This is a genomic window from [Flexibacter] sp. ATCC 35208 (assembly GCF_001975825.1).
GTDB lineage: Bacteria > Bacteroidota > Bacteroidia > Chitinophagales > Chitinophagaceae > Chitinophaga.
Window position 1 is genome coordinate 1 of the sequence record NZ_MTKN01000018.1, and the last position, 12,241, is coordinate 12,241.

A 12,241-nucleotide genomic window follows, 5' to 3' on the forward strand; every position below is an offset into this window, starting at 1 on the left:
ACCTTTTTGGTCAGCCCCTCGCCCTATTTCAAATCCTCTTTTCGCGCTGTTTTTTACTGCCCAAGCACAAACCTCAACGTCAACCCACCCGTCGTCGTCACCGTCGGACTCGACGTCGACAACACCGGTATCGTCTGTTTCCTCGTATAATAAAACTTCAAATTCATCCGCTTATTCAACACATAATCTATACTCGGCGCTATACTAATCACCTTCTGCCCCGATGTAGGCGTCGAAATCCCCCCATCCAACTGGTTATTCACCGACTTCTCATCCCTATAACTCAAATCCAGCCGCATATTCAAATCATTATCCAGCTTATGCGACCCATTCTTCCCCACCACAAACGGCAACGTCACCCCCTTCAACCTATACCCACCACCCAACGTGATCTCCGCCGTACGCGCCTCCACCAGCTGATAATCCGTCAAACTCAAACTCAATGACCTCGTTCGCTTATAATCCACATGCACATTCATATTGTTTTTCAGTGTCATATCCACCCCTAATAACGGCGATAACTGTTCTATCATCGTCACATTCGGCACCGTATAATAAGGTACATAGTTCCCCGACACCGTATCTATAAAACTCGGATTCCCCAACGAGTTCTTATCCATATAACTGGAGGATGAATTGTAGGAGTTCATACTCAAATTGCTCACATAAGAGTGATTCAGTGTCAGCGTCTGTACAAAATTACTGAACGGCGCTAATTTCGCTAACCCATCATACGTGATCCGCCAGTTCGGCAATGGAATAATATTCCTGAAAGGATTACTTCTGATCTTATCCAATCCATCCGTTGCAATCAATCCCACCTTATTCGGATCCTTCCCTGTGTAAGCCGCAATAAAAGAGGATATCAGCACATTCTGTTCATACTTGCCATATCCATACATATAAGAAGCGTCGCTGGTATCATACGTTGGCGTAGAACCATCGTGTGCATAAGGGTTTTTAGACCAATATCTCTTTGACAATGTCGTTCTGTACTTTCTGAAATTCGCAAAGCTCCTCGCCAGTCCTCCCTTCATGAACAAGGTCTTCAGCATAATCGAAGTGACCTGGAATCCACCAGTCTCATATGCATCCAGGTGCTCATAGTTCCCTCCGCCATACCTGTCTTTAAATGTTTCAGAGTGGTTCTTGGTAAATGTCTTGGTCAGCGTCAAATCAATCCGCAGATTTGGTACCGGTTCCAACTGCGCCTGTATCTGCAGGTTCTGTGAGAACTGCTGTACAACCTGATTATTGAACAGGGTATCGGCAGAAAATAATCCCTTCGCCGCCTTTTTATCCAGCCATTTTTTATCTGGCTGATAACCGAACACAAATGCCAGTCCCGGCTCCATACTCCGCCAGTTCATACCCAATGCCTGTGTACTGTCCATCCATCCCGGCAGACTCGTATAGTTGTTCTCAGAGTAGTTGATGTTAACACGCTTGAGTGATAAGATCGGTCGCAATATAGACTTCACCAAAGGAGATATTTCCGGTAGCTTTTCCTCCTTCTTCGCAGGCTGATTTTTGCCGTTCGCGTTCGCCGCTGGTTTTGCATTCGGATTCACCGGCTGTTTTGTGGCTGTGATTGCCTTCAGAAACTTTGATTTATTATACAGGTCTGTGAATTTAAACTCCGCCAGCACCGCGACCACCTGTGTATTTTCAATAGTGTTACCCTGTATCCTGTTAGAGAGGGAAGCCGCCGTCCATTTGTACTGCGCCGTATATTGCACGGCAAAGTTCGTCCAGCTCATGATCGGGATCTTTGACAATGGCAGGGTATACGTGGCATTGAAAGTCTGGAAGTAGTTGGTATTACGACCCAGTTTCAGCAGATTGTTCCATACCGTATCCCGCTTGGCAGAGGAGTTCAGTCTTCCGGTTGGCTCATCGATACGTGCATTGTTCGTCGCTGTCAGGTCTAAGCTCAGACTACGTGTCAGGTCCCACTTCAAACCATAATAACGATCGAAGGTAAAGTACTTGTTATACGTCTCGGACAGTTTATAATTACTTCCTACGTTCCTGAGCTGTGTAGCACTGAACTGTCTTGTCAGGTCCGCCCGGAAGCTGATCATAGAAGGCAGGGGATTCAGGTTGATGTCTTTGAACAACTTCATCCACGGCGATTTATTTTTGATCGTTTTCTTAAAAGGCTCCCAGAATTTGTTGGTGCCGGTAAAGTTATAACCTAATACACCTCTGTTCTTAGTTAGCTCATAGTTCTCAGTAGTAGGACTATGCATTTTAGTGCCCGTATATGCATAGGTGAAGTCAAAGTTCTCCAGGCTCCAGGGTCGCAGCTTCTTTTTCCCGTCACTCAGCTTGCGCACATTCGTCACGTTGAAACTACTGGTCGTCGTCGCGTCTTGTGCCTGTGCCTTGATAGAATCTCTTTCGTGTTTATTAGCCGCTAATTTCAGCTTTTCCTTCAATTTGATGTCCAGGTCAAACGGATCCCATTCCGGCATGCTGCTGGTTTTGGATTGCCCAACATAGAGAGGAATCGCTAACCTTGTTCTTTTTGGTAACAATTTACCCATATCCAGGCTTAATGATGCATCGTAGGAGATGAGGTTATCCTGGTAGCGTTCATTCACACTCTGGTTCACGGCCCCATACCCTGCGGTGTGCATGGTACTGGTTACGGCCAGCTGGCCGAGGTCGGCGAGCTGCATATTCAACCTGCCTGTAGCGGCATACCCTCCTTTTTCATCCAGCCCGGTCAATCGCAATTCATCAAACCAAACTTCTGCATTCTTCGTCAACCCATCATCCAGCGGGTTGTAAATAGCCACCATCATCCCTTCCACATCACCCAGGTTCGGGTTACCGATCACCCCGATCACATTTCCGTTTGCCAGGGTCTTCTCATACAGCGTAGCTGTAGAAGCACCTGCATTATTACGTGTTTGTTTCAGGTTGCTGAAGTCCGTCAGCGTAATGTCCATATTATTCGCCGTAGGCCAGATAGCCGTCTGTGAGGTGGCGCCAAAGGCCGTTTTGGTCAGTGGAATACGGTATTCATAGAAGTTCTCTGTATAGTCACTACCAATGCGGATCACCGCCTGCAGGTCTTTATCTTTTAAACTGTTGTCGTCTTCTACCGCTTCTTCGTGTATGAACATCTGCAGTTTTTTATACCTGCGCAGGTCCATGCCCAATGTTTTGTATACCGCCCTTGACTTACCATCCTGCAGTTTGGAAAGCTGTAAGGAAAGGGATTGCTCATTCATCAGCAGGGTGGTATTGCTGGTACTGAGCGTCGACTCGCGTGATAATCCCGGTGGCAGTACATAGTTGATAGGCGTACGGGAAGCGTTTTCTTCGATATTTACAGACGTTGTATTGAAGGTCGTAGTGCCATCCGCAGCTACCAGATCGCCGGAGCCTGTCTGTAATTCGTAGCTATACTGTCGCCACTGGTTCCTGACCAGTTGCAGTTTACCAAAGCGCAGTACGACAGAATCAGAGAAATTCGTGAGGAACATACGCATGAACTGAATGGACTTGAAGTCTGCAATACCACCGATCGCCGCGCTATACTGTTCGATCGGGATCTTGAACTGGTACCAGGTTTCTGTACCGGTGCTACCATTGGTATAAGTGACGGAGGCATCAACCTTATCCACGATGTAATTCTGTCCGATCGTCATATTCGGGCTTAAATGCACCCGGTACTGGAAATAGGACTCCGTTTCATTCATGGTATTATCGAAGTTCAGGTCTTCTGACTCCGGAATATTAGTCGCCGCAGTAGAGTAGGAGGACCCACTGGTAGTAGCAGGAGAGTTACCGTCTGACATGGCATAGCGTTTATATCGGGCCAGAATGCCATATTTCGCCTTGTCATAATCATTACCCCTGTAGTGATGGTAGTTGTCATTACTCGGGTCACCAAGCGCTTGTGTATATACCTCCGCACTAACGCCAAAGTTGGTACGCAGCTGGTTCAGGAAGTGTGTACGGTAAGATACTTCATCAGCAGTACGCAATCCATCGTAACCTACGTCCTGGTATTGCCTTACATCTGCATCATTGTCAAAAGCCTTCGTTAGCTGTGTGGTATAGTTTGGTGTATGGCCCCAGGCAGTAGAATCATAGTTGATCGTGGTACTGGGTGCTTTCATCCCGTTTTCAAAAAACTTATAGGAATCCTTCAGAATATCCTCAGAAACGGCGCCGAGGTTGAAGTACAGGTCACCACCAGTACTGGTGGTATTCTTTATAAATGGATCCTGTACCCAGAATTCTATATACTGTATATTGGAGGTCTCAAAGTCAGTATTGTCTAAGGCGCGCATGATACCTCCCCAGTGTTTCTTGGGGTTATTCAGCGTACCATCTGTATTCACCTCTGTACGGCTGGCTTCGAAGTTGTATGGACCACGATCTTTTGGATAATACGCCAGGTCAAGGGTGGTGAGTTGTGTGGAAGTATAGTCCGTAGAAAGGTTCGGGAAGATCTCTTTCTGGTATACGATACGTGTACGTGGATCAGATTGGTCATCTTTGGTAATACCTGCTGGCAGATCGGAAGTACTGTTTACCTGCAGGGTAGGTTCGATGATGTACCAGGAGAGCAAAGCCCTGTTCTTTCCATAATCAACAGAATCAGTCAATGTCGCTTCCGGGAACATGATATTACCTGAACTATCTGTAGCACCAGCCGGTGTAGAAGCCAGCGCCCAGCTGCTACTCGGCGTTTTCAGGTCGTAGTTACTTTCAGTGCCTTCAAAGTCATCAATGTATACCTGTCCTTCATTGGAACCAAATGCATTGATCAGTTTACTATGGCCGGGGAATAAGCGGGCTACTTCGCCCGTCAGACTCACAGCGGAGGTAGACTTGGTGCTATAATTTGGTAATTTATTTAACAGCCGGGTCAGTCCTTTCCATTCAGAGTTATAGTTACCATCCAGCCCTACGACTGTGTTATTGATAGGGTCTTCGCCATAACTTACTTTGGTGGTGTAAGGGCGTTCACTCATATGCACGATGGTAGAACCCAGGCTCAGCTTTTCATTCACAGCATAGTCAAAACGTGTACCTACATAGTTACGTACCTGCTGCCCATATAGGCCGCTATTCTCAAAAGAGACGTTGATAGTAGTACCGGAACTGAGGATACCATCATTGATGATCTTTACTTTACCCAGGTTATAATCTACTGTATAGTCAATATTCTCAGTCAGTGTTTTACCACCTGCAGTAACGGTTACAGAACCAGAAGGAATGTTGTATGCATTCAATGATACTTCTGATGAACTACCTGCTTTATAACTCCCTTTAATGAGGTACCTGTTGAGCGAAGAATACTGTTGTGCGGCCGTTTTGGTGGTATCATACAGTTTGGTATAGAGGTATTGTTTTTCCAAAGCAGCGTCACCGCCAAATGCTTTGGCAAGGTCTTTACCAAAAGGTTCCAGTACGGGGAAGATGAGTTTACCATTAGATACGTCTACAGTATACCCGCTCACAAAGTCATACACACCATCTGGTTGCGGGTCATTGTTCGTATTCAGGTTATCGAGGTTGAGAATGGTAATGATCGGTGCACCGCTGTAAGAGCCGACAGCATCCGGCAGATAGCGTCTGGGGCTGGCTGCGCGGGTATCATTGCCGGGGTCATTGTAATATACATCGGCAGTGAAGTCGGTACTGCTCAGCTGATAACCACCGGTGGAATAGATGTTTTTCATCATCAGGTCCCAGATAGGCAGTATCGGACGGGCAGCAGTAGCTTTCAGCATTTTCAGGAAGAGGATGCGGCTGTTGTTATTGTTGCTCGCATCTGGTGGTACATCCTGTGCAAAGTCGCCGACCTTATAGGTACGACCGTTGTAACTATATTCATACGCCACAGCAAGCACCTGGTCTGCCGAAAGCGTTGTATTCAGAGAGATGTAGCCGAGTTTCTTATTCACGGTATATTCCGTACTATCCAGTTTACGTGCATAGGTTTTTTCATAATCCTGTACGGCAGAGAGACCGTACGATTGGAGTTGGGAAATGACGGTACTGGGTAGCCGCGCGGCATCGTCTGCAGAGAGTTTGCTATACAGATCGTTGATACCGTTGTAAGGCAGTTTGCCGCTGCTTACAACGTGTACGGCATTTGTATTGTAAGGACTGTATTCAGCAAGGTCCATCAGACCTACTACGTTACGGGTGTTCGTTGTTGTACCTGTCTTATTCGTTACCCATACCTCGATACGTGTGATGTTGGAGAGCGAACGGATACTAGGCAGATTACCCATAGCATAGTTGAAGGTATCGCGGAAGAACTGTGCCAGCAGGAAGTTTTTATTTTCATCGTACGCATCAGATTTGAGGCTGTAGCTGGTGGTCTGATTACCGCCTTTCAGGGTGAGCGTCTGCTTCTGTGACTTCTGGCTGGAAAGCACGCTGGTCATAGTTAAGCGGCCGAACTGCAACTGCGTCTTTACCCCAAAAAGTGATTGCATTCCACTGATCAGTGTCGTTGGAAGCGCAAAGCTTACATTACCGGCTTCAATCTTTTTTATGATCTCATCATCATAACCGGTGTACTCGAGTTTGATCTGATTTTCGAAATCATAGGTAGACTGAGTGTTATAGTTGGTGATGATCTTTAGTTTATCACCGATTTTGCCCGTTACGTTCAGGTTGATATTCATATTCATATCAAACCCACCACTGCGGCGTGAAGACTCGGTCAATACAGGGTTGTTGGTATACTGGCCTGCATAGCCCATTGATATTTCAAGGTAACCCTGTGGCTTGATATCTACCTTACTGCCACCGAATAACCGATCAAAAAGTTTATTTGATTTTTTAAGTTCAAGCGGATTACTTCTGTTCAGGTTTCCCAGCGTGGAAGCGCGTTTCATGAAGTAATCATTCTCGCTCTTACGGGACTGCGTGTTATAGAAGTCCTGGAAGCTCATAGACGTAGGATTCCTATAATATTTATCACCGATCTTTTCGGAGATAATATACTCTTTTGTAGCAGGATCGTATTCCACGTCCCGTTTGATACCTTTAGGATCTTTCAGGTCAATAGCATTCTGTACAGGCTCTACGAGCTCCGGAGAGTGCCTGTCCCTGATAGGATACTTTAACGTATCCGTAGTATCTTTCACAGGTATCATGGAATCATATGCAGCATGATTCGGAGAAGAGCCAATTGGATAGTAACTAACGCCCCTGGCTCCCCTTGCTGCAGAATCAACCATGAAAAAGGCCACTATGCTAAATACAGTTAAGGCAGCATAGTGTTTTCTAAGACGTTTTCTAAGGGATTTCTTCACGCGTTCTTTCTATAGCAGCAATTCGTAAATACCAATAATAGTAGCCTGTATAGTCTGACTATACGAAAAGCGGCTTCGCATCAAACGAGCATTTTTACAGTACTATTGTTTGTTGGCTACAGATAGGAGAATTGTATAGATGAAATGGTAAAGTTGATAGCTGAAAGGGCAAGACAGCCCTATATTTCACGCAAGATAGGGGAATTTGCTATTGTAAAACAAGAATCGCGTTTTTTTACTACGAACAGCTAAAATGTATAGATGAAAAGGGAAAGTCCACCTTCAAAATTTATTGAAGGCGGACTTTGAAATTTATTTCTTACGGAAGTACAATGCAAGACTTCCTGCTAATAAAAGCAACATGATGATATAGCTACCGAGTGATAATTTTACACCTGCATAATATGCTTCAGGTGCAAAAATGAATGTGATGGTATGGTCGCCTGCGGGAACAGACATCCCTCTTAAAGCATAGTTTACCCTGGTATAAGGCGCTTCTTTTCCATCTATATAAGCTTTCCATCCCTGGCGGTAATAGATCTCAGAGAATACGGCAAACTGTGGTGTGGCGGCCCTGGATGTATACGCAATGGTATCCTGGTGATTGAACTGTAAAGCAATGACGGCACTGGAATCAAACTGGAAATCCGCCTTCACCAGTGGTTTATATTGCTGGTCAATCACCACGGTATCTTTTGGATGGAATGTGGTGAGTGCACTCATTTCCGCATCTGCATCCGGTACCCACTGAATGTTTTTTACAAACCAGGCATTGCCCAGTGCATCCGGATTCTGATGTACGGCAGCACCTTCCACGCCGTTGGTAATGATATACTTTGTGTTTAGCATGTTCAGTACCTGCATATTGTTCTGACTGATCTGTCTTTCAATCAGGTCCTGGTAAAGTTGGAGCTTCGCCGCATGGTAACCTCCTATGCTCTTATGATAATAAGACGTCATGGCGTCCTGGAAGGGGTCGCGGGTCAGGTTAAATACGCGGTAGTACGGATCCTTGTCCTGTAGTATCTGCTGATCGGCAGGAGAGGCCTGAAATGGCATACTATAAGATCCGGCATCCATGAAACTATCTTCATTCAGATAGCGCCTGTCTACCTGTAGCAAATCGATCATAATGAGTAAAGTGATACCTATTGCCAGGTAACGCGCCTGTAGTTTCCCTTTGATAAAGAACCACAGGAGGCCAAATGCCAGTGCTGCAAAAAAGATAGAACGAAATACATCACTTCTGTACAGATCCGCCCTGTCTGCCCTTGTTGCAGCCATCAATTTGTCTGCAATATCGGTCCGGCCCTGTGTCATTTGTACCAGCTGGGCATGGAACTGATCATCACTATGCGGGTTGGCGTTGTCGCCGGTGGCATTGGTATAGCGCATACTGGTAGATGCCAGTAGCAACAACACCAGTAAGCCGCCCATGATATAACCAGACCATTTCAGTTTCTTCAGTAGCTCCTCCTTTTTGATTTCACCGCTGATCATTTCCTGCAATGTCATCACTGCCAATATCGCAAATGATAACTGCGGGATGATCAATGCCTGCGAAGGTGCGCGGAACTTATCATAAAGCGGAAAATGATCAAACATAAAATAGTTGAATGCAGCAAAGTTGCTACCCCATGCCAGCACAATACCCAGTATAGAGATGCCGATCAGCCACCACTTGTGCCATGAACGGATTATGAACAAGCCAAGCAGTGCAAGCAGGCACACTATGACACCCAGGTACACAGGCCCCGAGGTACCTAATAAAGACTGATCTCCCCAATAAAGGTTCCAGCTGCTTACCAGTTTTTCTGCATTGTTAGCAGGTACACCGATTTCGGTTAATGTTTTATAGGTAGTTGAATTCGTGCCTAGTTTACCACTTGAGCTGCCACCATAAATATCAGGTGCAATGAGCGTGAACGTTTCAAACTTGCCATAGCTCCACTGAAATGCATAGTTCTTTCCATTATGTTGTTCGGCAGTTTCACCCGGCAGTGGACTCAATGGCGACTTACCACCGCGGGTACTTTCCTTCGAATATTGATAGGTCGTCCACAAGCTCACAGCATTGGATGCCAGTGCCAGTCCTACACCAAGCAAAACCAGTAAACCACCTGTAATGAGGTGTTTAAACGCTTTTTCCCTGATAGAATAGACGGCATAGGCAATACCCAGGACGGCCAGTATCAGGAAGAAATAATACGTCATCTGCAGGTGATTGGCGGCAATCAGGTAGGAGAGGGAGAGTGCCATGATGCCCGTACCCGCCAGGTAACTACGCCGGGTAATGAGCACCAGACCTGCAATGACCGCAGGCAGATAGGCCAGTGCGATCATCTTGGTGTCATGCCCTGTGACGATGATAATAGGCGAATAACTGGCATAGGTATACGCCACTGCACCGGCAAAGCCGATCCATGAGCGTGTACCTAAAACGATGCAAAGCAAATAAAAACAAAGTGCGGAGAGAAACAATACATTGATCGGCTTGGGCAATCCCAGTGTGAGGATTGCAGGAATAGCACTATCAATGTGGTAAGGAGACTCCATGGCCAGCTGGAAGGTCGGCATCCCGCCAAACATACTGGTGGTCCATAATGGAGGAATGCCATGCTCCTTTTTATAATCCATGGCTTCTTTAGCCATCGCCTGCCACTGCACATTATCACTCTGACTGATGACCTTATCTTCTAATACGGGTTTGCAATACAAAACCGCAAGGATCAGCAAACCCAGAATGGCTGCCAGGTGCGGTAACAGGGACTTGAACCAGCTGGTTTTCATAGAAGTATATTAAGTTGTGTGTTATTCCTCTTCCTCTTTAGGATCGTTTTCAATATTGCAGATATGCACCTTGGCAATGCGGTGCTGGTCCATCTTCACCACTTCCATTTTCAGGTTTTTCCATTGCAGACTGTCGCCACTCTGAGGTATTTTACCCAGTTTGTCGAGGATAAAACCACCCAGGGTGACAAAGTTGTTTACATTTACTCTTTGCTGGTCGGCATCTACACCGATTAGTTCCAGGAATTCCACGAATGGCAGCTGTCCGTCTACCAGCATACTGCCATCTTCATGGCGGATCACTTCGTATTCAAATTCATTCGTTTCAGAGATATCACCTACCAGTGCGTCTACGATGTCATTGATGGTCACGAGGCCTTTGATAGAACCAAATTCGTCAACGACCATAGCCTGGTAAATACGTTCTCTTTTATAGAGTTCCAGCAGCTGGTAAGTACGGTTGTGTACCGTCACCACGAGTAGTTTGCGGCTCAGGGCTGACAGGTTATTGATGGCAGCGTTGAAATTATCGCTGAGCAGGTCTTTGCTGTAAACAAAGCCGGTAGTATGATCCAGGTCGCCGTTAGCCAGCGGGTACATGGTATGTTTATGTTTCAGGATCTTAGCTTTGTTTATTTCCGGGCTATCCTGGATATCCAGCCAGATCACCTCATTTCGGGGGGTCATGAGGGTAGATACATGGCGGTCGCCCAGGTTAAATACGTTTTGGATCAGGGCTTTCTCCGTTTCTTCAATCACACCGCCCTGGTGGCTTTCAGCAATGATCACACGGAGTTCCTCTTCCGTGTGTATGTCTTCATTTTCATGAACGGGGGTGATACCAATGATACGGAGGATCACATTGGCCAGACCGTTCAGGATCCAGATGAAAGGACGGAAAATGACATAGAACAATTTCAGCGGCACTGCCACTGTAAAAGTGGTTGGCACTGGTTTACGGATAGCGAGAGATTTGGGGGCCAGCTCGCCAAATACGATATGCAGAATGGTGATAGCGAGGAATGCACAGCCGATGGCTACTTTTTGAGCGATACCTACATCTGGATTCAGGCCCAGTGAAGTAAAGAGATTGATGATCATTTCTGTCATCACCTTTTCACCAACCCAGCCAAGGCCCAGAGAAGCGAGGGTGATACCTAACTGGGTAGCTGCCAGGTAACCGTCAAGGTTATTCAGCATGTCTTTGGCTATCTTGGATACTGTTTTATTGCGACCTGAGTTTACTTCTATCTGCGAGGATCGGACCTTTACGATAGCAAATTCTGCAGCAACGAAAAACCCGTTCAGCAGCACCAAAAAGATGGTAAAAAATATTTCTAAGCTCATTATTGCGTGTCTTAATTTTTAAACGTTTGCTTTGTGAGGTCTATGCACATCACCCCATTCAGATATGATCTGTAACATGGGTTGGAGTGAGGCGCCGTCTTTAGTGAGCTCGTATTCTACTCTTGGCGGCACTTCTGCATAAACGAGTCGATTGATTAGTCCGTCTTTTTCCAGTTCTCTCAACTGCAGGACCAGGATTCTTTCAGATACATCGGGAATAGATTTTTTCAGTTCACTATATCGCAGCTTGCCATTGAGCAGGCTCCACAAGATAGTCGGTTTCCATCGGCCGCCTATTACGTCCAGCGTATACGCCATGCCGCAGTTGTTGCTGATTTTATTCCTGTTCAATGTATTAGTAGAGCTTTCTTTTCTCATTACTTACATTTTTGTCAGTACTCTATAAAAGTATCAGTACCCCCAAAGTTAATGTTTAACAGTTAAAGGAAAAAACTATTATGAAAGGGGTTGTGGTTCCATTGTTTTGTTCAAGTCGCAGGCTAATTTATCCAAATTAGTCTAGTTCTTTAGTAGGAAATCCGTATTTTAGGAAATATAATCCTTGAATATGCCCGGAATAGACCCGCTTCCGTTATCAGAAACGCCCTACAATGTCCAGATGGCCTATACGGCGCACAAGAGTAAGTACAATGCCCGCATTACCAATATGAAAGCAACATTAGGCCGTTCCCTGGTTGCTTTTGAGGTGTATATGGACTGGTACCCGCTTTATGAGCAGATTAAACCCTTTATCGGGAACCGGTCTGCTCATCGATAAATGGTTAGTAAAATTTGAAAAAAAGTAA

The 12,241-nt window shown here is 45.8% G+C and carries 5 protein-coding genes; 1 reads left to right on the forward strand and 4 read right to left on the reverse strand.

Features of this window, described 5'->3' with window-relative positions; genetic code table 11:
* Window positions 1-53: 53 nt before the first annotated feature.
* From sprA to BW716_RS13110, 4 genes are all read right to left on the reverse strand, one after another.
* Window positions 54-7,298, reverse strand: coding sequence for a cell surface protein SprA (gene sprA / locus BW716_RS13095; protein WP_235643681.1), 7,245 nt, complete (start codon window positions 7,296-7,298; stop codon window positions 54-56).
* Window positions 7,299-7,610: 312 nt separating this feature from the next.
* Window positions 7,611-10,088 (reverse strand): YfhO family protein, encoded by a 2,478-nt coding sequence (locus tag BW716_RS13100; RefSeq protein WP_083723016.1) that lies wholly within the window; start codon window positions 10,086-10,088, stop codon window positions 7,611-7,613.
* Window positions 10,089-10,109: 21 nt separating this feature from the next.
* The gene (locus BW716_RS13105) at window positions 10,110-11,435 is read right to left on the reverse strand and encodes a hemolysin family protein (protein WP_083723017.1); all 1,326 of its coding nucleotides are present in this window, start codon (window positions 11,433-11,435) and stop codon (window positions 10,110-10,112) included.
* Between the two features lie 18 nt (window positions 11,436-11,453).
* Window positions 11,454-11,813 carry a helix-turn-helix domain-containing protein gene (locus tag BW716_RS13110; protein ID WP_083723018.1) on the reverse strand — a complete coding sequence of 120 codons (360 nt, stop codon included), beginning with the start codon at window positions 11,811-11,813 and terminating at the stop codon, window positions 11,454-11,456.
* Between the two features lie 190 nt (window positions 11,814-12,003).
* Here BW716_RS13110 and BW716_RS13115 point away from each other — a divergent pair, with 190 nt between their 5' ends.
* Window positions 12,004-12,213, forward strand: a complete 210-nt coding sequence (locus BW716_RS13115) for a hypothetical protein (RefSeq protein ID WP_083723019.1) — start codon at window positions 12,004-12,006, stop codon at window positions 12,211-12,213.
* Window positions 12,214-12,241 lie beyond the last annotated feature (28 nt).

What these genes read in the sequence shown, in the direction of transcription:
- BW716_RS13100 (WP_083723016.1), bottom strand. Translation starts at nt 10,088, where the DNA reads ATGAAAACCAGCTGGTTCAAGTCCCTGTTACCGCACCTGGCAGCCATT.
- BW716_RS13105 (WP_083723017.1), bottom strand. Translation starts at nt 11,435, where the DNA reads ATGAGCTTAGAAATATTTTTTACCATCTTTTTGGTGCTGCTGAACGGG.
- BW716_RS13110 (WP_083723018.1), bottom strand. Translation starts at nt 11,813, where the DNA reads ATGAGAAAAGAAAGCTCTACTAATACATTGAACAGGAATAAAATCAGC.
- BW716_RS13115 (WP_083723019.1), top strand. Translation starts at nt 12,004, where the DNA reads ATGCCCGGAATAGACCCGCTTCCGTTATCAGAAACGCCCTACAATGTC.